Source organism: Rhizobium sp. LC145, assembly GCF_001005825.1.
Lineage (GTDB): Bacteria > Pseudomonadota > Alphaproteobacteria > Rhizobiales > Rhizobiaceae > Neorhizobium.
The window spans coordinates 385,106-406,660 of record NZ_LBHV01000005.1 but is presented as its reverse complement, the minus strand read 5'-3'; the positions used below and the strand labels follow the sequence as shown (position 1 = coordinate 406,660).

Annotated in this window: 19 protein-coding genes and 1 pseudogene; 5 read left to right on the top strand and 15 right to left on the bottom strand. The window is 62.0% G+C overall.

Going from position 1 to position 21,555, the window contains the following annotated elements; all coding sequences use genetic code 11:
- Positions 1-5: 5 nt before the first annotated feature.
- From pth to YH62_RS17425, 3 genes are all read right to left on the bottom strand, one after another.
- Positions 6-728, bottom strand: a complete 723-nt coding sequence (gene pth, locus YH62_RS17435; protein ID WP_046795484.1) for an aminoacyl-tRNA hydrolase — start codon at positions 726-728, stop codon at positions 6-8.
- 87 nt (positions 729-815) lie between these two features.
- Positions 816-3,197 (bottom strand): EAL domain-containing protein, encoded by a 2,382-nt coding sequence (locus tag YH62_RS17430; protein ID WP_046795483.1) that lies wholly within the window; start codon positions 3,195-3,197, stop codon positions 816-818.
- A 239-nt stretch (positions 3,198-3,436) separates the two neighbouring features.
- Entirely contained in the window at positions 3,437-4,045 is a 609-nt protein-coding gene (locus YH62_RS17425) for a 50S ribosomal protein L25/general stress protein Ctc (protein WP_046795482.1), read from the bottom strand.
- 284 nt (positions 4,046-4,329) lie between these two features.
- On the opposite strand from YH62_RS17425, the gene YH62_RS17420 reads away from it, so the two are divergent.
- Positions 4,330-6,399: a bifunctional diguanylate cyclase/phosphodiesterase gene (locus YH62_RS17420; RefSeq protein ID WP_046795481.1), complete on the top strand. Its 2,070-nt coding sequence runs from the start codon at positions 4,330-4,332 to the stop codon at positions 6,397-6,399.
- Positions 6,400-6,494: 95 nt separating this feature from the next.
- Here the strand turns inward: YH62_RS17420 and YH62_RS17415 are convergent, their stop codons facing one another.
- From YH62_RS17415 to lgt, 8 genes are all read right to left on the bottom strand, one after another.
- A complete protein-coding gene (locus YH62_RS17415; protein ID WP_046795480.1) occupies positions 6,495-8,774 on the bottom strand; it encodes a methyl-accepting chemotaxis protein in 2,280 nt (759 codons plus the stop codon).
- A 165-nt stretch (positions 8,775-8,939) separates the two neighbouring features.
- Positions 8,940-9,302 (bottom strand): Kazal-type serine protease inhibitor, encoded by a 363-nt coding sequence (locus YH62_RS17410; protein ID WP_052760444.1) that lies wholly within the window; start codon positions 9,300-9,302, stop codon positions 8,940-8,942.
- Positions 9,303-9,564: 262 nt separating this feature from the next.
- A complete protein-coding gene (locus YH62_RS17405; protein ID WP_046795478.1) occupies positions 9,565-10,497 on the bottom strand; it encodes a ribose-phosphate pyrophosphokinase in 933 nt (310 codons plus the stop codon).
- Positions 10,498-10,620: 123 nt separating this feature from the next.
- The gene (locus YH62_RS17400) at positions 10,621-11,343 is read right to left on the bottom strand and encodes a hypothetical protein (protein WP_046795477.1); all 723 of its coding nucleotides are present in this window, start codon (positions 11,341-11,343) and stop codon (positions 10,621-10,623) included.
- 104 nt (positions 11,344-11,447) lie between these two features.
- Positions 11,448-12,599: a Xaa-Pro peptidase family protein gene (locus tag YH62_RS17395; protein ID WP_046795476.1), complete on the bottom strand. Its 1,152-nt coding sequence runs from the start codon at positions 12,597-12,599 to the stop codon at positions 11,448-11,450.
- Between the two features lies 1 nt (position 12,600).
- Positions 12,601-13,395, bottom strand: coding sequence for a peptidoglycan editing factor PgeF (pgeF, locus tag YH62_RS17390; RefSeq protein ID WP_046795475.1), 795 nt, complete (start codon positions 13,393-13,395; stop codon positions 12,601-12,603).
- A 123-nt stretch (positions 13,396-13,518) separates the two neighbouring features.
- Entirely contained in the window at positions 13,519-14,619 is a 1,101-nt protein-coding gene (locus YH62_RS17385; RefSeq protein WP_046795474.1) for a class I SAM-dependent methyltransferase, read from the bottom strand.
- 3 nt (positions 14,620-14,622) lie between these two features.
- Complete coding sequence (gene lgt, locus YH62_RS17380) at positions 14,623-15,468, bottom strand: prolipoprotein diacylglyceryl transferase (RefSeq protein WP_197082529.1); 846 nt, start codon at positions 15,466-15,468, stop codon at positions 14,623-14,625.
- 177 nt (positions 15,469-15,645) lie between these two features.
- On the opposite strand from lgt, the gene YH62_RS17375 reads away from it, so the two are divergent.
- The 4 genes from YH62_RS17375 to YH62_RS17360 all read left to right on the top strand — a co-directional run bounded on the left by YH62_RS17375 (position 15,646) and on the right by YH62_RS17360 (position 17,997).
- Positions 15,646-15,906 carry an accessory factor UbiK family protein gene (locus tag YH62_RS17375; RefSeq protein ID WP_046795473.1) on the top strand — a complete coding sequence of 87 codons (261 nt, stop codon included), beginning with the start codon at positions 15,646-15,648 and terminating at the stop codon, positions 15,904-15,906.
- A 417-nt stretch (positions 15,907-16,323) separates the two neighbouring features.
- Complete coding sequence (locus YH62_RS17370) at positions 16,324-16,824, top strand: YbjN domain-containing protein (protein WP_046795472.1); 501 nt, start codon at positions 16,324-16,326, stop codon at positions 16,822-16,824.
- Entirely contained in the window at positions 16,824-17,642 is an 819-nt protein-coding gene (proC, locus tag YH62_RS17365) for a pyrroline-5-carboxylate reductase (protein WP_046795471.1), read from the top strand. Before YH62_RS17370 ends, proC begins: the two co-directional genes overlap by 1 nt.
- 13 nt (positions 17,643-17,655) lie before the next feature.
- Positions 17,656-17,997 carry a tRNA-binding protein gene (locus tag YH62_RS17360; RefSeq protein WP_046795470.1) on the top strand — a complete coding sequence of 114 codons (342 nt, stop codon included), beginning with the start codon at positions 17,656-17,658 and terminating at the stop codon, positions 17,995-17,997.
- Between the two features lie 6 nt (positions 17,998-18,003).
- Here YH62_RS17360 and YH62_RS17355 read toward each other — a convergent pair whose 3' ends face one another.
- The 4 genes and pseudogenes from YH62_RS17355 to YH62_RS17340 form a co-directional block, all read right to left on the bottom strand.
- Positions 18,004-18,585 (bottom strand): DUF1349 domain-containing protein, encoded by a 582-nt coding sequence (locus YH62_RS17355; RefSeq protein WP_046795469.1) that lies wholly within the window; start codon positions 18,583-18,585, stop codon positions 18,004-18,006.
- A gap of 27 nt (positions 18,586-18,612) precedes the next feature.
- Complete coding sequence (locus YH62_RS17350; RefSeq protein WP_046795468.1) at positions 18,613-19,995, bottom strand: ATP-binding protein; 1,383 nt, start codon at positions 19,993-19,995, stop codon at positions 18,613-18,615.
- Between the two features lie 298 nt (positions 19,996-20,293).
- A complete protein-coding gene (locus YH62_RS17345; protein WP_046795467.1) occupies positions 20,294-20,992 on the bottom strand; it encodes a response regulator in 699 nt (232 codons plus the stop codon).
- A pseudogene (locus tag YH62_RS17340) lies at positions 20,993-21,459 on the bottom strand (MarR family transcriptional regulator). It lies immediately after the preceding gene.
- Between the last annotated feature and the right edge of the window lie 96 nt (positions 21,460-21,555).

The window sequence follows — 21,555 nt, the reverse complement described above, 5'->3', positions numbered from 1 at the left end:
ACCGTTCAGTCTCCCTTGCCGCCGAACATCTTCTTCAGCATATCCGCCATGGGGCCGGTTGCCGGGAGATTTGGCTTGCCGCTTCGAGCCTGGTGGATGTGCGACTGGCCGGTCGCCTTGGCCGGCGGTTTTTGCTGCTTCGGTTTTTCCTCGTCCGGCTTTCCGCCGACGGCAAGCGCCAGCTTGTTCAGGAATTGCGAATCCTCGTTGCGCGCCAGCATCTCGGCATTGTCCGCGACGGCATCGAGCAGCGGATCGAGCCATGCGTGGTCCGCCTTGGCGAAATCTCCGAGCACATGGTTGTGCACGAGCTCCTTGGCGCCGGGATGGCCGATGCCGAGGCGCAGCCGCCGATACTCCTTGCCGCAATGGGCATCCAGCGATTTCACGCCATTGTGGCCGCCATGTCCGCCACCGGTCTTGATGCGCGCCTTGCTGGGCGACAGATCAAGCTCGTCGTAGATCGCGAGGATGTTCTGGGGCGCCAGCTTGAAGAAGCGCATGGCCTCGCCGACCGCTTCGCCGGAAAGGTTCATGAAAGTCTGCGGCTTCATCAGCAGGACCTTTTCGCCGGCGAGCTCGCCTTCGGAAACTTCGGCCCTGAATTTCTTCGACCAGGGCGAGAAACCAGGGCGGCGCTGGATCGCATCCACGGCCATGAAGCCGATATTGTGGCGGTTGCTGGCATATTTGGAGCCGGGATTGCCGAGCCCCGCGATGATGAGCATGACTGTCTTCCGTCGTTGCGCTGTCATTGTTTCACCAACGCGAAACGCCGACAAAGTCAACCGGTTTCAGGATAAACCGGTCTCACGCTAGCTTGCCATCTCCTCGCGCACCGCATGCGTCCCGCCGAGGCTGGCCAGAAGATCGTTGATCTCTCGAGGCTTCGAGAAGAGGTATCCCTGGGCATAATCGACGCCCATGCCCCGGAGCGCCAAGCGCTGCGCCTCGGTCTCGACGCCTTCTGCGATGACCCTGCAGTTCATCTTGTGGGATATGGCGCTGATGCCTTCCACCAGCATCTTGTTCTTGCGGCCGATATCGTCCGCCGGCTCGGTGATCGAACGGATGAACGACTGGTCTATCTTCACGATATCGACCGGGAAGCGGCTCATATAGCTCAGCGACGAATAGCCGGTGCCGAAATCGTCAAGCGCGATCAGGCATCCGAAACCATGGATTTCGTCGAGTATCGTGCGGATTTCGGGATCGTCGTGCATCAGAACTGCTTCGGTGATTTCCACCACGAGACGGTTCGGCTGGAGATTGTAGCGACCAAGCAGGGTGGCGAGGCGGGCAGGGAGGCCCGGCTCGAACTGCAGCGGCGAGAAGTTGACGGCGACATAGCTGTCGGCCATGCCGGGCAGACGGGAGATGCGGGCGAGATTGCTGACGGCGTCTTCCAGGATGAAATTGCCGATCTGGCTGATCGATCCGTTCTCCTCGGCGATGTCAATGATGCCCGACGGCGGAATCAGGCCTTTGCGGGGATGGCGCATGCGCATCAGCGCCTCGAAGCCGGCGATCGCGCCGGAATCGATCCTGACGATCGGCTGAAAATGCGCCTCGAACCAGTTTGCGGCAATACCGATTTCCATATCGCGTTCGAGTTCGGCGCGTTCGCGGGTCTGATCGAGGATGGCGGGATCATAGACCTGTGCGCCATTCTTGCCGTCGCGCTTGCGGGCGTACATGGCCATATCAGACTTCTGGAGCAATTCGGCCGCATTCGCCGCATGGTTCGGATAAAGAGCGAAACCTATGCTGGCGCTGAGGCGAACGCCGGTATTCGCCACAGGGAAGGGCGCATCGAACATCTCGACGATCTTCCGGCACAATTCCGAGGCGCGCTGCTCGGCATCGTCGCCGCCGACGATGATCGCGAATTCGTCTCCTCCCAGGCGAGAGGCGGTATCGCTCTCGCGCAGCAGCGGCAGCAGGCGCTCGACGAACTGGCAGAGCACGGCATCGCCGGCCGCATGTCCGAGATTGTCGTTGATCGACTTGAAACGGTCGAGATCCACGAAGAGGCAAGCCACGGGTGTCCGGGCGTGGTCGGCTTCGCCGATCTTGCGATCGAGGATGGCTTCGAAGCCCTGGCGATTTAGCAGCCCCGTCAAATGGTCCGATATCGCCTGCTTGTGGTTGCGCAGTTCCGATTGCTTCAGCTCGGTGACGTCCGTCATCACGCTGAGCGAGCCCTGCTGATCGATTGCCGCGGCGTTGAGTTCAGTCTCGGCGATCAGGACATCCATCACGCGGCCGTCGCGGCAAAGGAACCGGACGGTGACCTCGGTTGCCAGGCCCGCCGTTTTGACCCGCGTCTTGCGCTGCGAATAGAGCTCCCTGTCCGAGGGGGCAATGAGATCGGCGAAGGGCCTGCCGATCACGTCTTCGCGGCGATAGCCGGTCGCAAGCAGCCAATAGTCGCTGACGGCGGCGATGAGATCGTCCGGGGTCAGCGAGAAGAGCATTGCGGGTGTCAGATTGTAGATCTCGGTCGTCTGCCGGTGCGCGCGCTTCAACTCGCGCTCCTCGCGTTCCAGCAGGCTCTGCATCTCGTTGAAAGAGCGTGCCAGCCCGCCCATCTCATCGTTGGAACGCCAGTCGACATGGTGGCGGGAGCCGAGGCGGCGCGTCGCCTCGATTGCCGCCGCAAGGCGCATCAGCGGTTTGATGACCATGAGGCGATTGCCGAGGATCGCCGCGCCGAAAACCGTCAGGATGGCGACGATGAAGATCGAGATCAGCGCCAGTTCCATCTGGTTGATCGCCGAGAGCCAGCCCATTCTCGGGACGTAGACCGTAACCGAGCCGACCCCAACGGCCCCGCTGGGCGATCGATGGTAGATCTGCCGGGAAAAGGATTCGAGGCCGCGAAAATCCGCGGGATTTTCGGCATCGACCTTGGAAATGCTGAGTTTGCCGATGCTATCGGAAATCTGGACGGCCTGGATGGACGTATCGGCTACCAGCGTCGCCGCGATCTGGTGAAGGGTATCGTGGTCGAGCTCCCGGAGCGGCTTGCCGAGCGCCTGGGAATTCGTGGTCAGCAGCATGTCGACATATTCGCTCAGCCCCCTGGCGACCTGCTGCGAAGAAAGAGCAAGAAAGAGGGTGAAGAGCGGCACGACGACGACCAGAAGCGCGCCAGAAATGATGGCGATGAAGCGACTTTCGACGGAATGTCTCATCGCCTTTTTCCATGGCTCTTCATGACGCCGGCCCCCAGCCGAATGCGATGCATGCTTAAGTAGCGCGCATAATTCCCTGCAATTCATTAAACTTCATTGAAGCCAATATGCAAGCTTCGGGCATTGCGAAGAATAAGGGTAACAACGGCGTGTGGAAAGCAGGATAAAGTGAGGGACCGGCAACAAAAAACCCGCCTCACGGGAGGCGGGTTCATGAGGCAAGTTATTGCCTTTGCTTATTATTCTTCCGAAGCAGGTGCTTCTTCATCTTCCTGGACGCCGCCAGCCGGAGCGACGATCGTGGCGATGGTGAAGTCGCGATCGGCGATGACGGGCTTTACGCCAGCGGGAAGCTTCACGGCCGAAATGTGAATGCTGTCACCGATCTTGGCACCGCTGAGGTCAACGGTGATGAATTCCGGGATGGCATCGGCCGGGCAGTTGAACTCGACCGTATGACGGACGATGTTCAGAACGCCGCCGATCTTGATGCCGGACTTCTCTTCGTTGATGAAGTGAACCGGTACTTCGACGGTGACCTGCGTATTGCCGGAGACACGCAGAAAATCCACGTGCATCGTGAAGTCACGGACCGGATCCAGCTGGTAATCCTTCGGGAGAACCTGGATCTTCTTGCCGTCGACGTCGATGGTGGCGATCGTGGTCATGAAACCGCCGGCATGAATGCGCTTCGTCACTTCGTTGGTCGAGAGTGCGATAGCGATTGGGGCCTGCTTGTCACCGTAGATGACAGCGGGAATGAAACCGTTGCGGCGAAGTTCACGGGCGGACCCCTTACCTACCCGTTCGCGCGCCTCGGCCTTGAGCTCGTAAGTATCCTGGCTCATGGCATGTCCTTTCGAGGTTGTTTGGAGAGTTCTTCAAAGCGCAGATCGCTTCGTCGAACCGGAGGGCATCATCCGATACGCTCCATCCGCGTTGCCTCCAAGGGTGTCTGCGCGGACCCGCGCGCTATAATATAATGACGTCGGGATAGCAAGCTCTTCGGCCCCAATGCAGGAAAGGCCTTCATCCGCAGGCCGTTGGGGCCGTTTACCATGCTTGAGAACACTTCCCAAATTCTTTCAGCCTAAACGTGAGCGTTATTATCAGTTTTACTTGCCGAACGCCCATGTACCGTATTCTTTCTTGCATCGCCTTCGAACACGATCTCCGATATGTCGGCTGTGCCGTCATGATCTGCGCGCTGGGCTCGATCCTCGGTGTGCGTCTTTTTTCCAGGGCGCGCAGAGCCGAGGGGCTCGAAAAGGCCATATGGCTCTTCATGGGCGGGTTCATCGGCGGTTCGGCGATCTGGACCACGCATTTCCTTGCCATGCTCGGCTACCTGCCCGGCGAGCCGGCCGGATACGAGCCTTCGCTGACGATGCTGTCCTTCGTGATCGCGATCGCGACGACGACGATCGGCCTGACGATCGCCGCCTATGCCGGCAGGAGCCTTCTCGTCGAAGCGGGCGGCATCATACTCGGGCTCGGCATCGCCGCCATGCACTACACGGGCATGGCGGCCTACGAGATACAGGGCAAGGTGATCTGGGATCAGAACTATGTCGTCGCCTCGCTCCTCCTTGCCGGCTTGTTCGGCGCGCTGGTGACGAACAGGACGGCTCGTCCGTTTTCACGCTATTGCGTGCACAGCGGCATCGTGGCGCTCATCCTGGGGATCGCATCAACGCATTTCACCGCCATGGCCGCGGTTACGGCGGTCCTCAATCCGGGCGAGGTCATGCCGCTTGAGCTGTTCTCGCCGGCGATCATGGGCTTCGGAGTGCTCGGCGTGATGCTCGTGCTCCTGACGCTCGCAGCGGCGACCTATCTGCTCGACGAACGGAACACGCAGGCGGCCGTGGAGCGTTACAGACATCTCTCGCTTCACGATCCGCTGACGGGATTGCCGAACCGGGCGGCTTTCAACGAGGAGCTTGACGCGATCGCGAAGCGGCCGGAAATCGATGCTCGCGTGGCGATCCTCTCCTTCGATCTCGACCGCTTCAAGGAGATCAACGACGTGCATGGGCACGCGGCCGGCGATGCGGTGCTGCGCGCTATCGGATCGAGGCTGGGAACGGTCATAGGGGAAGGAGAGTTCGCTGCCCGCGTCGGCGGCGACGAGTTCATCGCGCTGACCCGTAACTATTACAAGCGGGCCGATGCCTCGGCCCTTGCTGCGCGCATGCTCGAGGAAATCTGCAAACCCATCGAATGGAACGGCAATACCCTCTCGGTCGGAGCGAGTATCGGCGTTTCCATCTATCCCGGCGATGCCCGGACGGTGGATGACCTCGTGGCGCAGGCGGATGTCGCGATGTACCGTTCAAAGCTTTCCGGTACGAACATGGTCTGCTTCTACGACTCCTCGATGGATCAGGCGGCGCGTGAACGCAATGCTTTGGCAATGGATATGCGGGTCGGCCTGCAGCGGCGGGAGTTCCAGCTTTTTTATCAGAGACAGAACGATACGCTCACCGGCGAGGTGATCGGGTTCGAGGTTCTGCTGCGCTGGAACCACCCGGTGCGGGGACTTGTACCCCCATCGGAGTTCATCCCGATCGCCGAGCGCACCGGCTTCATCATGGAGCTTGGCGAATGGGTGCTGCGCAAGGCTTGCGAGGAGGCCGCAACCTGGAGGAACCCACTCGGCATCGCCGTCAACATTGCGGCCCAGCAGCTCGCCGATCCGATGCTGCCGCGGCGGGTCCTGGACATCCTCCAGGAAACGGGCCTTGCCGCCGAGCGGCTGGAGCTGGAAATCACCGAGACCGGTATCATCACGGACCAGCAGCATGCCTTGCAGATCATCGGGCAACTGAAGGGTTTGGGCGTGAAGATAGCCATGGATGACTACGGAACCGGCTATTCCTCGCTTTCGACGTTGCTGTCCTTTCCTTTCGACAAGATCAAGATCGACCGGGCCTTCATCGAGGGCGTTGCGACCAACCCGCAATCGGCGGCCATCGTGCGCTCCACGCTTATTCTCGCCGGCAGCCTGAACATTCCGGTACTGGCGGAAGGCGTCGAAACCGACGAGCACATGCGCTTCCTGCGAGGCGAGGGATGCGGCCAGGTGCAGGGTTATCTGTTCGGCAGGCCCGGACCTCGGGAGGGTATAGAGGCCATCGTCAACGGCAGGGTGGAGACGAAGATCGAGACCGAGAGCGCTGCGGAGCCATTGGTGGCCTAGAGAAAAAACCTCACGTTCAAAAAAGCAAGGCGCCGGAGAGATGATCTCCGGCGCCTTGCTTCTTTCGTGTCTTCTGTCCGCGATGCCGAAGCCCGTCAGGCGGCGTAACGCCGGCCGGACTGGGCAGGAGCTTCCGCGGTTTCGCTGACCGAGAAGTGACTGATCTGCTGGCTCAGAAGCTCGGCTTCGCGGGACAGCGAATGGGCAGAAGCGGAAGTTTCCTCCACCATGGCGGCATTCTGCTGCGTGACCTGATCGAGCCCGCTGACCGCGGAATTGATCTCGGCCAGGCGGGAGGACTGTTCCCGCGAGGAGGCGACGATCGCGCCGATATGCTCGTTGATGGACTGGATATTGCCCTGGATGAGCTCCAGGCTTTCGCCGGTCTTCAAGACGAGGGTCACGCCGTTTTCGACGTCGCTGGCCGAGGCGTTGATGAGCTGGCCGATATCGCGGGCGGCGACCGCCGACTTCTGGGCGAGCTCGCGGACCTCCTGGGCGACGACCGCAAAGCCTTTGCCGGCTTCGCCCGCGCGGGCCGCTTCGACGCCCGCATTGAGCGCCAGAAGGTTCGTCTGGAAGGCGATCTGATCGATAACGTCGATGATCTGGCGGATCTTCGACGAGGAACTTTCGATGCGTTCCATGGCCTGAATGGCGCTGCGAACGACATCCGTGGAGGTGTGTGCGCCCTTCAGCGTCTTGGCGGCGACATCCACCGCGGTTTCGCAGCGGTTGAGCGCGCCGTTGACCGCGCCGGTCATTTCGTTCAGCGCGGCGGCGGCTTCCTCAAGGGTCGCTGCCTGCCTTTCGGTGCGGCGTGATAGATCGTCCGAGGCGCTGCGCAGTTCGCCGGAACCGGAGCTGATCGTGCTGACGCTGCCGCCGATCGCCGCGATCGTGCTTTCGAGACCGGCCACCGAGTTGTTGAAATCATGGCGCAGGTGATCGAGCGCCGGGGCAAAGGTCTTGGTGATGCGCTGATCGAGATGGCCGCGGGCGAGGGCGGCGAGAGCCGTGCCGAGGGCAGAAACGGCTTCCTCGATTTCGCGGGCACTTGCGGCCTTCTCCATTTCCCGGCTCTGGCGTTCCTCTTCGAGTTCGTCGCTGCGGCGAGCCGCTTCCTCCTCGATGCGCTCCTTTTCGAGAGCGCCCTGGCGGAAGGATTCGAGCGCGCGGGCCATGGTGCCGACCTCGTCGCCGCGTGCAACGGCGTCGATGACGATCGCCTTGTCGCCTTCGTTCAGGCGGTTCATCAGTTGTGCGAGGTGAGTGAGCGGTTTGGTCAGGCGCGCAGCGATGAAAATGCCGGCAGCACCCATGACGGCCAGGACCGCGAGCGTGGCGAGGATCGCATAGTAAGCGAGCTGGTTGGCGGAGGCCACGACCTTGGATTCGGCCTGGCCGACGGCCAACATATGCTTCTGCCCGAAGAGGGTGACCGGCATATGGGCGAAGAAGAGGCGCTCGTCGCCGGATTTCGCAAATGTGGAGCCGGCGGCATCGCTTGCCGCGGCACTTGCGATCTCGGCCGGAACAGTCTGCGCGACGCCGGAGGCAAAGGCTCCGGTTCGCAGCGCCCCCTTCGCGTCCACCAGCATGGTCTCGTCCACGGACTTGCCGAGATCATCCGGCGTGACCGCGCTCGCCAGAGCATCGGCCGAAACGCGGACCACGACGGCACCCTTGTTGACGACCTTGCCCCAGGAGGCGACGGCGAGTTGCCGGCCGATCATCGCGGAAGCCTTGCCGCCATCTACGTCATAGGGCGCAAAGTCGGAAACCTGGACTTCGGTCTCGTTGCCGGCGGCGATGCGGGCGGCGATCTCCTTGAGCTGCGGATTGTCCGCGACATTGGTCAGGAATTCGGCTCCTTTGGTCACGGTGTAGACGACCACGCCGTCGGTGTTGACGATATAGATTTCGCTCACCTTGGCGTTCTTCCAGGCGTTGGAAATGATCCCGTGGATGCCGGCATGATGAATCGCGTAGAGCAGCTTGAGGTTCGCGCCATCGAAGGCGACGCGATCGGCTGAACTCATCTCGGGCTTCTGGTATTCCGCCTTGATGGTGGCCATTTCGGAGGGGATGATATTGGTCATCGTCTCGACCGCCTGGCCGATCGCGGTGTTCTGGGCGAGATCGGCAAGCGATTGGTCAATCCGCTGCTGATAGTTGTCCAGCTCCTTCGACTGATTGCCGGCGATTGCCTCGAGCCGCAGCTTGCTGGCCTCGATCAGGCCGCTCTTGCCGACCTGGTAGCTCAGCAGCCCCACCGAAAGGCATGAAACGAGCGTTGCGCCGACGACGAGGCCGGCGAACTTGGCCTTGATGGACAAGGATTTCGGTCCGCTCGCGGACACGGATTTGGCCATGACAGTATTTCCCCCAGAAAAGTGACAGCTTCTCGGAATCCTTGTCAGGAATAGATTGCAGCACGGTTAATGTAGGCGAAATGGCGGCACGCGGAGCGTGAACAAAAAAGCCTCCCCGTTGGGTAACGGGAAGGCGGTCGATGAAAGCGCTGATGAAGCGGCTGGTTACCTGCGGCACTCGCCGGGGGCGACAATGCGGAAGCCGCTGTTCCGTGCCTCGCAGGCGTTCGGGAAGGTCTGCTGCTGACGGCCGCGCTCTGCGCATACCGGGTTATATTCGCGCGTGCAGATGCCGCCCGGACGCTCCGGCCTATCAGGTCTGTCCGGCCTGTCGGGTCTATCCGGCCTTCCCGGTCCACCAGGCCAATCGGGGCGATCAGGCCTGCCTGGGCGATCCGGACGGCCGGGGATCGAGGAGCGGCATTCGCCGCGGCCGATAATGTCGAAGCCGTTGGCTCGTGCCTGGCAGGCATTGCTGAAGGTCTGAAGACGTCCGCCGCGTTCGCCGCAGACCGGCGCATATTCCATCGTGCACATCTGCGGTGGGCGAGGCCGCGGTCTATCGGGTGGCGGGAATCCTGGACCAGGGCCTGGACCGTAACCGCCGTCGACCGTGCAGGCCGAAAGCAGAGGAAGAAGTATCAAGGCGAGCCTTTTCGGCTGCAACAAACCGGTGAGCATCAGATTTCCCTCTCGATGCGATCGATGTTCCCGGCAACCTAGCCGAGTCGTCGCAAAGCGAGAAGTTATGATAGTCCCGGAAAACTTCCAGTTTAGTTCCAGAACAATCCTAATCGAAGAGGCTGGAGACGGACTCTTCGAGCGCGGTGCGGTTGATCGCTTCTCCGAGGAGGTTGGCGGTCGTTACCACGCGAATATTCGGGGCCGACTGCACGGCGGTGGTGGGCTGGATAGAGTCCGAGATCACCAGTTCGCGAAGCTTGGACGCACTGATACGGGCGACCGCGCCGCCGGAAAGCACGCCATGGGTGATGTAGGCGGTGACGCTGGTCGCGCCATGCTTGAGAAGCGCCTCGGCCGCGTTGCACAAGGTGCCGCCGGAATCGACGATATCGTCGATCAAGAGACAGTCCTTGCCGTGAACCTCGCCGATGACGTTCATCACCTCGGATTCACCGGCACGTTCGCGCCGCTTGTCGACGATTGCGAGCTGGCAATCCAGGCGCTTGGCGAGCGAGCGGGCGCGCACCACGCCGCCAACGTCCGGCGACACGACCATGACGTTCTTCAGGTCGTAGTGCTCCTTCACGTCGCGCGCGAGGATCGGCACGGCGAAGAGATTGTCGGTCGGAATGTCGAAAAAGCCCTGGATCTGTCCGGCATGCAGGTCGAGCGTCAGCACGCGATCGGCGCCGGCCTCGGTGATGAGGTTGGCCACGAGCTTTGCCGAGATCGGGGTGCGGGGTCCAGCCTTGCGATCCTGGCGGGCATAGCCGAAATAGGGCAGGACCGCCGTGATGCGCCGCGCGGAGGATCGACGGAAGGCGTCGATCATGATGAGCAATTCCATCAGGTGGTCATTGGCCGGAAACGAGGTGGACTGGATGACGAAGACGTCCTCGCCACGCACGTTTTCCTGAATCTCTACGAAAATTTCCTGGTCCGCAAAGCGTTTGACGCTGGCTTTTCCGAGTGGGACGTTGAGATAGTTGCAGATCGCGTCGGCGAGATGCCGGTTCGAATTGCCTGCGAAAACCTTCATTGCGGTCCGCCTGTTTTGTAGCTGGATGGGCGCCTTTTACCGCTGCCGCCTTCGAATGCAAGAGCGTTTGGAACGCGGTCGCTCATTTTTATGAAGAATCTGTGATCAACGCCACTGTGTTCGTCAAGCCGAGGTACGGCGCCAGTTCAGATATTCGCTGATCGTCTTGGCGGCGATGCCCTCCATGGTGGCGGCCGGTACCGCGGCCCAAGGGTCCTGACCGGAGGAGGGAACGCTTTCCTGTCCCTGCAGGCGATGCAGCCGCGTGCCGGCGCTGTCGAGAACGTCCCAGACATAGATGACGGTTACCTTGCCGCTATCGCTGAACGCGGAAAAATAGCCCTTCAGGATGTGATCCGTGCTGTTATCGCCCGAGGCGCGGATCGTCAGACCGCTGGCTCTGGCCTGCGCGCCGAGTTGCCGGGAGAGCGGCGTCACCGCCTGAACAGGGGCGCCGATGATGGGCAGGAAGCGGATGCTGCCAACCGTGGAAGAGGGCGGCGGCAGGGAGGCGCTCTGTTGCGGGGCAGCCTGCTGCGGGCCCTGTCCTCCAGGCGGCGGGCCGGAGGAGGCGGGCGAAACCGTGCTGCCGTCCTGCAGCGCCTGAGCCTGGGCTTCCAGCGTATTCTGCGGCGTGGCGCGGCTGCCGCCGCCCTGCGGGTAGGTTCTTCTGCTGTAGGTTTCCGGCTGAGAGGAGAGCGCCATGCGATCGGTGTCCGCCTGGGTGACGGGCGTTGAGGTGCCCCCGCCGACATCCACCTGCGGCGTCAAAGCGTCGCTGGTGTTGCAGGAAGTCAGCGCCAGCACCAGCAGCAAGGCGGAAATCGCCATCCCGAACCGCCGCATGCCCCGCCTCCTCTCGTCACCCGTCAAGAACCGCAAAGTCGCGCAAACTTACGGGCGGCATTCCCGGTGTGTCAATCCGGGATGCCGGGAAGGCCGATCGGACCTTAGCGGACAATCAGATCGAGCCCATGGCGGGATAAGGGTTTCGGGTCGCCGTCGGTCGTCAGATAGGTGTGGCCAAGGGTCATGGCGACGCCGGCATCGGAATCCATGATGATCATGTGTACGAAGAGCGTCATGTCCGGCAGGATTTCCTGCGGATTGCCGACATGGAACATCTGGTGCTCCATCCAGGAGGGGGAGAAGCGCGCGCCGAGCGAATAGCCGCAGGCGTTGAGGCGATGGCGTGTGAGACCGCGATCGTCGAGGATGCGGGCGTGAGTATCGAAGACGTCTCCGAAGGAATTGCCGGGACGGAGCACCTGCTCGATCGCGGTGATCGTCTCGCGGCAGGCGTTGTAGAGTTCGCGCTGGCGAAGGCTCGGCTCGCCGATGATGACGGTCCGCATCATCGCGGCATGGTAATGCGCGCTGGCGCCGGCCCATTCGAGCGTAAGCTGGTCGCTGGCGTCCAGCTTGCGGCGACCGGCCTTGTAGCGGCACAGAAGCGCATCGACGCCCGAGCCGATGATGAATTCGTTGGCCGGATAATCCCCGCCGCCGGAAAAGATCGCTCCCTGCATGGCGGCCAGGATATCGGCCTCGTCGCCGCCCGCCTTGATGAGCGGCAGCGCGGCATCGAGCGCGTCGTCCGCGAGTTCGGCTGCGCGCACGGCATAGGCGATCTCGGCCGGGCTTTTGACGAGGCGCAGCGTGCTGACCAGATAGGAGGCGTCGACGACCTGGCCGAAGCTCCCAAGCTGGTTGTCGAGAAGGCGGGCGACGCGGCCGGTCATGCCGTGGGTATCGTATTCGATACCGATCCGCATGCCGAGCAGATCCATATCGCTCAGAAGGTTCTTCAGATCGAGCGTCGGGTCGGCATTCACCCGATCGACCCAGACGACGATGTTCTCGATGACCGAGGTATGACGCGCCTGGCGCAGGTCCGCGGAACGGGTGAGGAGCGTCATGGTGCCGTCGGCCTTGACGACCAGCGTCTGGAAGAAGCAGTAGCCGAAAGTGTCGTAGCCGGTGAGCCAATACATGCTCTCCTGCGCGAAAAGCAGCAGGGCGTCGAGCTTTTCGGCGCGCATTCTTTCCGTCAGGCGTGCGAGCCTGTCGGCATATTCGCTCCTCTCGAAATGCAGGGCCATATCACTTCTCCACGATTGCGATGGCTGAAATCTGCCGTCCATAGTCCGGTTCTCCGGCATGGGTGGTGCGGCGGTAGGAAAAAAATCTCTCGGTGTCAGGGTAGGTGTCGAGCTTCAGGTTTTCCGCCTTCACGCCCGCTGCCGTGAGTCGCTTGATGGTGAGCGCCGGCAGGTCGAACATGGCGTGGCCGTCCTTCTGTGACGGCGAAAAAAAGACTTCGTAAGAAGGATCGAAGGCCAGGAAGCGCTCCACGAATTCCGGGCCCACCTCGTAGCTTGCCGGACCGATCGAAGGACCGAGGCAGGCGGTGATCTTCTCGCGTTCGGCGCCGAGGGAGACCATGGCCTCGATCGTGTTTTCGAGCACCCCACCAAGCGCACCCTTCCAGCCCGCATGGGCCGCGCCGACGACGCCGTTCTCATGATCGGCGAAGAGAACCGGGCCGCAATCGGCCGCGAGCACACCGAGGATGACGCCTGGCACGGAGGTGACCATCGCATCGGCCTTGGGCCGTTCGCCCGCATAGGTCTCGTCCATCACAATCACGTCAGGTGAGTGGACCTGATGCACCGTCGCAAGTTTTTCCACCGGCAGATCGAACCAGCGGGCGACGCGGGCGCGATTTTCGGCCACATGCTCGCGTTCATCCTGCGATCCCAGCCCGACGTTCAATCCCGCATAGATGCCTTGCGAAACGCCGCCCCGGCGGGTGAAGAAACCATGGCGGATGCGGCCGTTGCCTTTGGCCGCCAGAAGCGGACTTTCGATCGGCGTCGGCAAGGGGCTTTCCTGCATCGCGTTGAGTACCTTATTGATTTTATGAGGTTTTGTGCTTCGCCCAAATGGGCATCCGCTGCTTCGGTTCGCAGCGAGAGTGGCCCAGGCGAAGGGCGGATGTCAATCGGTGCGGCGTCCGTTTCAGCCGACCGGCCGGAACGGCATCAGATCGAGGGCGGGACTGGAGACGGCGATCAGCTTGAAAAGCTCGCCCATCTTGCCGGCTCCTTCGCCGGCCAGCCGGTCGACGGCCGCGGCGATGAGGTTCTGCTCGGAAGCCTCCTTGCCGCGGGAGAGCGCGGCCGCGCGTTCGGCAAGTCCCAACCGGTAGAGGAATTCGCCCTGCCGCAGGCCGCCGTTCAGGTGGACCCCGGAAGAGAGGGCAACCCTTGCGAGGCTCTCGAAATCCACATGGCTGGTCAGGTCCACCTCGCCGGGATGGGCAAGCGGCGGATCATAGTCATGGCGGCGCACCGCCTGCAGGGTATCGCCGAAGCCGGTGACCAGATGGCCGTAGTCGATGACGAGCGCGGTCCCGCCCGAGGCCTTTAGCCTTTCGCAAATCGTCTGCATCACCGCTTCGCGGGCCGGGGCGATCTCGAACACCGTTCCTTCCGGAATGGAGGCGGCCGGGCTTGGAAGCAGTTGCGGATCGAGCGTGGCGATGCCTGCCGCGAAGGCGAGTTCGCCCGTGGCGTCGAGCCCCACTACGCGTTCGCGAAGGCCGGCTGCCGTCTTGACGAATTGGCGGATCGGGATGGCGTCGAAGAGCTCGTTGGCGGCGATCAGCGTGAAGCCTTCCGGCACGTTTTCGAAGCTGTCGTGCCAGGAGAGAAGCGTGGAATAGGCCTCGAGCGTGATGCGCTGCACGCCGCGAAGCCGCTCGCTGGTCTCCACAAGGTGAACGCTGAGGCCCTCGAAGAGGGGCGGCGCGATGCGTTTGATGACCCGCAGCATGTCGGCCATCATCGTGCCGCGGCCGGGGCCGATCTCGACGAGGCGGACGGTAGACGGCGCGCCATGGCGCTGCCAGGCATGCACCATGAAGACGCCTACCATCTCGCCGAAAAGCTGGCTGATCTCTGGAGCGGTGATGAAATCCCCATCGCGGCCGAAGGGTTCGCGGGTGCGATAGTAGCCGTATTCCGGATCGGCGAGGCAGATCGCGAAATAATCGGTGACGCTGATCGGGCCGTTCGCCCGGATAAGATCCTTGATCTTGCCGGCGAGGGGAGTGCTCATGATTTAAGCCTCGGCCGCCGCCCTGCGGGCGCGGAAGATCGCCCAGAGGCCGACGAGGAACATGGGCAGGGAGAGTACCATTCCCATGGTGAGCCAGCCAGTGCCGAGCAGATATCCGAGCTGGGCATCGGGCTCGCGGAAGAATTCCACGAAGATGCGGGCCAAAGCATAGCCGCAGACGAAGGTGCCTGCGATCACGCCGGGCGTCTTCAAGGCTTTCAGCCCATGCGTCAGCAGGCGCAGGACGAGAAAGAGCACGATTCCTTCCAGTGCCGCCTCATAAAGCTGGCTCGGGTGGCGGGCGAATGGTCCGCCGGTCGGAAAGACGACCGCCCAGGGAACGTCCGCCAGCCGGCCCCACAATTCGCCGTTGATGAAATTGGCAATCCGTCCGAAGAAGAGGCCGAAAGGTACGACGGCGGCGACGATATCGAACATGCTCCAGACGGGAATGCCGTTGCGGCGGGCAAACAGGATCATCGCCAGCGTCGCGCCGATGAAGCCGCCGTGAAAGGACATGCCGCCGTTCCAGATCTCCAATGCGCGGAGCGGATTGGCCGCGACCATCGGGAAATCGTAGAAAAGTATGTAGCCGATGCGCCCGCCGAGCACGATGCCGGCGGCGACCCAGACCAGGAAGTCATCGAGATGGGTGGCGGTTATCGGGGATTTGTCATCCTTCCAGAGCGAGGCGTTCGCCGCCAGCCGGCGGGCATAGAGCCAGCCGAGCAGGATGCCGGCCACATAGGCAAGGCCATACCAGTGAACCGAAAGAGGGCCGATGGAGAATGCCACCGGATCGATATCCGGGAACGGCATGAGTGCGAAAAGATGAAGTGCTTCGTACAAGTTACAAGGTTCCACTGGCGCCCGACGACATTGCGCGGAACATGGCGTTGCCGCTTTCGGCGGTCAAGGCGAATTTCTTCACGGCGGATTGGATGCTTGCAAGCTTGGCCGGCAGGCCCTACTTCATCCACAGAGAGTTATGTCGCCGGTTCCGGCGCAATGATGGAGTTTGAGACCATGTCAACCGGTACCAACCGCATCCTCGACGACTTCGCCCGGCTGATGACCGACGCGGCCGGCGCGGCGCAGGGCGTGCGCAAGGAGGTCGAGACCGCCTTCCAAGCCCAGGCGGAGCGTTTCCTCAACAGCATGGACGTGGTGAAGCGCGAGGAATTCGAGGCCGTTCGGGAAATGGCCGCCCGCGCCCGCGACGAGAACGAGGCGCTGAAGGCGAGAATTGACGCGCTCGAAGCCAAGCTCGCCAGCCGGAAGGGCTGATCTGAAATTCGAATCCGCCGCCGCGGCTCCGTGCCGCGGCGTGCCTGCTGCGGTCTCATCCCACTGGCTTGTGCGCCACCCTCCGGTTTTGCGTTTTCCGACAAAAATTCGCCGCTTGTGGACACTTCCAAAAAAGCGAGTTCCCAGAGTCGCTTAGGACTCCATTCTGATCTCCGGTGAGAACAGCTTTCAACAGCCCCGTTGTTAAAAACACGGCAAAGGGGCTGGCAGTCGGACTCCGTCACTATACACTGATTTTAAATGATGATTCGAAACGAAACTGGTAAGCTCCAGACAGGGTGACTGCGTTATTCTGGCGGCGTCGGGCGATCATCTGAAGTGTTTGTTCCCGGTCTGTGTCTCGCGTTTTGGTGTTTTCGCACAAAATCGCATTCATTCCGGTCAAGAAGGTGCCGCATGAGCCTTATGGAAATGGATATTGAACGTCAGTCGAATCCGGTCGACATGATCGAATTCGTCGCCGCCTCGAACGACTGGACGTTCGAACGGTCCGGCGAGGATGAGATCGCCATGACCGTGGAAGGGCGCTGGGCGGATTACCACGTTTCCTTCTCCTGGATGGAGGAGTTCGAAGCCCTGCATCTTGCCTGCGCTTTCGACATCAAGGTTCCCGATATCCGGGTGAACGAAGTCATCCGGCTGCTTTCGCATGTCAACGGACAGGTGCTCATGGGGCATTTCGACCTGTGGCGGCAGGAGGATGTTGTGATCTTCCGCCAGTCGCTGCTGCTCGCGGGCGGCGCGGAGCCGACCAACCAGCAGGTGGAAGTGCTGCTCTCCAATGCGCTCGAGACCTGCGAAGCTTATTTCCAGGCTTTCCAGTTCGTCGTCTGGTCGGGCATGGAAGCCAAGGCCGCTATGGACGCGGTATTGTTCGAGACAGTAGGGGAGGCCTGATGGCGGGAGCATCCACTCCCTCGATCGTGCTTGTCGGCGCCGGCAATATGGGCGGTGCCATGCTTTCCGGCTGGCTTCGCAACGGCATTCCGGGTTCTTCCGTCACGGTGGTGGACCCGTCGCCTTCCGAAGCGATGCGGAAGATCATCGCCGAGGCGGGTGCACAGCATTTGACGGCGGCGCCTGAAGGCCGAGCTGTCGATATCCTCTTCCTGGCGGTGAAGCCGCAGGTCATGGAGGCGGTTCTGCCGCCCCTGAAATCTGCGGTCGGAGCAAACACCGTCATCGTCTCGGTTGCAGCGGGCAAGACGCTTGCCTTCCTGGAAGGGCATCTCGGTGAGGCTGCGATGGTGCGCGCCATGCCGAACACGCCAGCCATGGTGGGACGCGGCGTAACCGGCGCCTACGCCAATCCGAAAGTTTCCGATAGCCAGCGGGAGCAGGTCGAGGCGCTGTTGAGGGTCAGCGGACCGGTGGAGTGGGTGGTGAGCGAAAGCGATATCGATGCCGTTACCGCGGTTTCGGGTAGCGGTCCTGCCTATGTCTTCTATCTCGTGGAGTGCATGGCGGAAGCGGGCCGAAAGCTGGGCCTGCCGGCGGACCTCGCCATGCGGCTCGCGCGGGAAACCGTCTCGGGGGCTGGTGAATTGCTGCACCAGTCCCCCGAGGACGCTTCGAAGCTGCGCCAGAACGTGACCTCGCCCGGAGGCACGACGGCCGCTGCCCTGGCGGTTCTGATGGCGGAGGACGGCATGCAGCCGCTCTTCGACGAGGCGATTGCCGCTGCTCGCAAGCGGGCGGAAGAACTGGGAAGCTGAGGCAGGTTATATAATGAGCAACGAGATCACCTATGGCGATTTCGAGAAGGTGGACATTCGCGTCGGCACCATCGTCGAGGCGGAGCCTTTTCCGGAGGCGCGCAAGCCGGCCTTCAAACTGAAGATCGACTTCGGCCCGGAGATCGGCATCAAGAAATCCTCCGCACAGATTACCGTCCACTACACACCGGAAACGCTCGTCGGGCGGCAGGTGCTGGGCGTCGTGAACTTCCCGCCGCGACAGATCGGTCCGGTGCGATCCGAGGTGCTGACCCTCGGCTTCGAGGACGAAAACGGTGCGATCGTGCTTGCCGCGGTCGAGCAGGCTGTGCCGAACGGCAGGAAGCTCATGTAACTCGCGTCAGTGGATCTCACGCGTTACGGGATCAGTCAGGCTGAACGACTTGAACTCCACTTCGAAACCCTCGCGCTGCGGAGAGCAGAAGGCTATGCCGGCCTGGATTTCGGATGGGATAGGCGGGAAATAGGCGAGCCGCGCCATGCGCCACTCCTGAAAAGCATCCGTGCGGTACTGGATAAAGAGCGCGTCGCCGAGGCGCGTTACACGGACGAACATCTCCTCGAAATTGTCGGCCAGGCGGAAGGCGGACCAATCGGAATGGCCGTTCGTCATTACGACGCTGAAATGCCGCGCTCCGTCGGTGAATTCGATGCCGCATTTCATCCAGTGGGCCTCGTCCTGGCGGATCATCAGTCCCGCCTGGTCGTAGAGCGACTCGTAACGCCCGACGAAAGAGGCCTCGGCGGTGAACTCGCCGCTCCACGACCGATGAAGGAAATGGCCGTTGTCGCGATGAAAACCGTAATAAGTGCCTTGCCAGAAATCGGTCTCGCGGCCGGAACGCAGGAACAGGCCTCCCTCGGTCTCGCGGACCTCGGGAGGTTGGTTGAGCCAGGTCATGGCGCGGGTATCGATCGGCATCGGTTTCCTCAAATTTCTCTCGAAGGATCAGGCGGGTATCCGCACGGTTGCGCGCAGACCGCCCCTCGGGCTGTCCGCCAACGTGACGTTACCGCCGTGGGAGCGGGCGATATCGCGGGCGATGGCAAGCCCCAGACCGGTTCCGGAGGCATCCAGGTTGCGGGCCTCGTCCAGCCGGAAGAACGGCTTGAAGACATCCTCGCGCGCCTCGGCGGGGACGCCCGGACCGTCATCATCGAATGTCAGCGTCAGCCATTTGGCGCTGTGCCTGGCATCGACGTGCAGGGTATCGGCATAGCGTTCGGCATTGCTCGCAAGGTTGTTGACGAGCCGGCTGAAGGCCTTGGGCCGGACCTCGACCTCATCGTCGCCTTCGACCTCGTAGGTCATGGTCTTGCCGTGCAGCGCGAAATCGGCGCGCAGCCGTTCCAGAAGCTCGCTGAGCTTTACCGCGCCGACATCCTCCTCCTCCGCATCGCTCTTGGCGAAGGCCAGATAGCCCTCGAGCATCGACTGCATGTCCTCGACATCCTGGCTCATGCCGTGAAGTTCCGGCTTTTCGCCGGCAAGCGCCAGTTGCAGCCTGAAGCGCGTGAGGATGGTTCTCAAATCGTGGCTCACACCGTTCAGCATGGCGGTGCGCTGTTCCATCTGCCGCTCAATGCGCTCGCGCATTTGAATGAAGGCGAAGCCCGCGCGGCGTATCTCTTCCGCGCCACGGGGCGCGAAATCCGAGATTTTGTGTCCCTTGCCGAAGCTTTCCGCAGCATCCGCAAGCGCGAGGATCGGCCGGATCTGGCCGCGCAGGAAGAGGACCGAGATGCCTATGAGCGCCAGAGCCGTGCCGACCATCCAGACGATGAAGATATGGGTATTGGAGGCATAGGTCTGATTGCGGCGGGCAAAGACCCTCAGTACGCGGTCGTCCATCTTGATGCGGATCTCGACCAACCGGCTCTCGCCGACCGTATCGATCCAGAATGGCAGGCGGATGCGGTCGCTGATCTGTTCGACAAGGATGCTGTCGAGGAGGGAGAAGAACGGCTTCGGGCGCGGCGGCGGCAGCTCCCCATTCGCCTCGATTGAGACGTTGAGCGCGAGGGTTTCTTCCGCGATCCGCACGATATCGTCGTAGTTCCCATCCTGTGGATAGGTCTGGATGACCTGGATGATCGCCGCGATATCCCGCGCCACGCCTTCCGAAAGCCGCTCCGTCACCATGCGCCAGTGCCGCTCCATGAAGACGGCGGCGACGACGCATTGCAGAAGAAGCATCGGGATGATGACGATGAGGACGGAGCGGGTATAGAGGCCGGTCGGCAGCCGGCGCTTCATCCAGCGGGTGGAGGCGCGCCAGCCGGGAGGATTGAAACGGGCGATATCGCGTCTCAGGGTATCGAATAATGCCATAAGGACCAATCGACAATCAGGTTTCGGGCGCGGCGCGAGCCGGATTTCGTGGATGGCAAGGAGAAGGAACCGACGTGGAGCAGATCTCCACAAGGGGCCTTCGACGCAGCAAGGCGCGAAATCCGCCGCGTCCCGAAGGGATATGGTGAAAATCGCCCATTTCCGCGTCGCGAAACCTCGATGGGATTAGGCCCCACCGTCGGTTTGGCTCCTAGAACTGAACGATTTTCCCTCATACCGCGCTCCAAACCCTGAATGTCGATTGGTCCTATGCCTTCCCGTTTCCGGCCGCCGCCGGTCAGTCGATGCTCAGCCGGTACCCGATCCCGCGCACCGTCTGGAGGTAGACCGGATTGGCCGGGTCGTCCTCGATCTTACGCCTCAACCGGTTGATCTGCACGTCGATCGTGCGCTCGCCGACATCCGCGTCGTTGCCGATCAACTCGTGGCGGGGAATGGTGTCGCCGGCGCGCAGCGCGAAGAGCAGCATGATTTCCTGCTCGCGATCGGTTAGTCGGATGGTCTCGGCGGCGCGCCGCAACTCCTTGCGGAGGATGGAGAAGGTGAAGGGGCCGAACATGACCTGCTCGATCTTCGGGGTATCGGGCGAAGCGTTGCGCCTGAGGATATTGTTGATCCTCAGCACGAGTTCGCGCGGATCGAACGGCTTTGGAAGATAGTCGTCGGCGCCGGCCTCCAGACCCGCAATACGCGATTCGGCCTCAGCGCGGGCCGTCAGCAGGATCACCGGAATGGTCTTGTTGCGATAGAGATCTTCCGTCAGCGAAAGGCCGGATTCGCCGGGCATCATCACGTCGAGAATGATGAGGTCGAAGCTCAGGCCGTCGAGCTTGCGGCGGGCTTCGGCCGCATCGGCCGCGACGGGGACCCGAAAACCCTGCTCCATCAGATAGCGGTGCAGGAGATCGCGGATGCGTGTATCGTCATCCACGACCAGAAGATGGGGCGCGTCATCGGAAAGAGGGGTCTTGTTCATCTATTCCAACTCGCTTTCGATAATCTCCAGATCTGGGTTGCGGCCGCGCATGTGCCGCAGGAAATCCTTGATTGCCTCGCGCGTCTCGGGCCTCATGCCTTCCATGGCCTGCGCGATACGGCGCGATTGCGGCTCGGCAAGGGCGAGCGCCAGCTCCCGGCCGGCAAGCGCGGGGAGAGGCGGCGCTGCCCGCGGTCCCTTGCGCCCGCCATCTGCCGAATGTAGCCGGATTCGATCAATTGTTTGAGCACCCGCGCAAGGCTCTGCTTCGTGATCTGCAGGGTATCCAGGAGATCGGTCACCATCATGCCCGGCTGGCGGCAGACGAAATAGACGACGCGGTGATGGGCGCGTCCCATGCCGATCTTCGCCAGGATCGCGTCCGGATCGGAGATGAAATCGCGATAGGCGAAGAACAGCAGCTCGATCATTTCGAAGTCGATCTGGGCCTCATCGACCGCCGGCATGGGCGGATGGACCTTCCTGACGGCTCTTTCCGTCGCTGCGCGTGCCACTCTCGCTTTCCTTTCCCTCGGCGCCTGACCCTTCGGCCCAGGCTGGCG

Bases quoted from the DNA above. Each gene is read 5' to 3' on its own strand.
- pth (WP_046795484.1), bottom strand. From the start codon at position 728: ATGCTCATCATCGCGGGGCTCGGCAATCCCGGCTCCAAATATGCCAGC.
- YH62_RS17430 (WP_046795483.1), bottom strand. From the start codon at position 3,197: ATGAGACATTCCGTCGAAAGTCGCTTCATCGCCATCATTTCTGGCGCG.
- YH62_RS17425 (WP_046795482.1), bottom strand. From the start codon at position 4,045: ATGAGCCAGGATACTTACGAGCTCAAGGCCGAGGCGCGCGAACGGGTA.
- YH62_RS17420 (WP_046795481.1), top strand. From the start codon at position 4,330: ATGTACCGTATTCTTTCTTGCATCGCCTTCGAACACGATCTCCGATAT.
- YH62_RS17415 (WP_046795480.1), bottom strand. From the start codon at position 8,774: ATGGCCAAATCCGTGTCCGCGAGCGGACCGAAATCCTTGTCCATCAAG.
- YH62_RS17410 (WP_052760444.1), bottom strand. From the start codon at position 9,302: ATGGAATATGCGCCGGTCTGCGGCGAACGCGGCGGACGTCTTCAGACC.
- YH62_RS17405 (WP_046795478.1), bottom strand. From the start codon at position 10,497: ATGAAGGTTTTCGCAGGCAATTCGAACCGGCATCTCGCCGACGCGATC.
- YH62_RS17400 (WP_046795477.1), bottom strand. From the start codon at position 11,343: ATGCGGCGGTTCGGGATGGCGATTTCCGCCTTGCTGCTGGTGCTGGCG.
- YH62_RS17395 (WP_046795476.1), bottom strand. From the start codon at position 12,599: ATGGCCCTGCATTTCGAGAGGAGCGAATATGCCGACAGGCTCGCACGC.
- pgeF (WP_046795475.1), bottom strand. From the start codon at position 13,395: ATGCAGGAAAGCCCCTTGCCGACGCCGATCGAAAGTCCGCTTCTGGCG.
- YH62_RS17385 (WP_046795474.1), bottom strand. From the start codon at position 14,619: ATGAGCACTCCCCTCGCCGGCAAGATCAAGGATCTTATCCGGGCGAAC.
- YH62_RS17375 (WP_046795473.1), top strand. From the start codon at position 15,646: ATGTCAACCGGTACCAACCGCATCCTCGACGACTTCGCCCGGCTGATG.
- YH62_RS17370 (WP_046795472.1), top strand. From the start codon at position 16,324: ATGAGCCTTATGGAAATGGATATTGAACGTCAGTCGAATCCGGTCGAC.
- proC (WP_046795471.1), top strand. From the start codon at position 16,824: ATGGCGGGAGCATCCACTCCCTCGATCGTGCTTGTCGGCGCCGGCAAT.
- YH62_RS17360 (WP_046795470.1), top strand. From the start codon at position 17,656: ATGAGCAACGAGATCACCTATGGCGATTTCGAGAAGGTGGACATTCGC.
- YH62_RS17355 (WP_046795469.1), bottom strand. From the start codon at position 18,585: ATGCCGATCGATACCCGCGCCATGACCTGGCTCAACCAACCTCCCGAG.
- YH62_RS17350 (WP_046795468.1), bottom strand. From the start codon at position 19,995: ATGGCATTATTCGATACCCTGAGACGCGATATCGCCCGTTTCAATCCT.
- YH62_RS17345 (WP_046795467.1), bottom strand. From the start codon at position 20,992: ATGAACAAGACCCCTCTTTCCGATGACGCGCCCCATCTTCTGGTCGTG.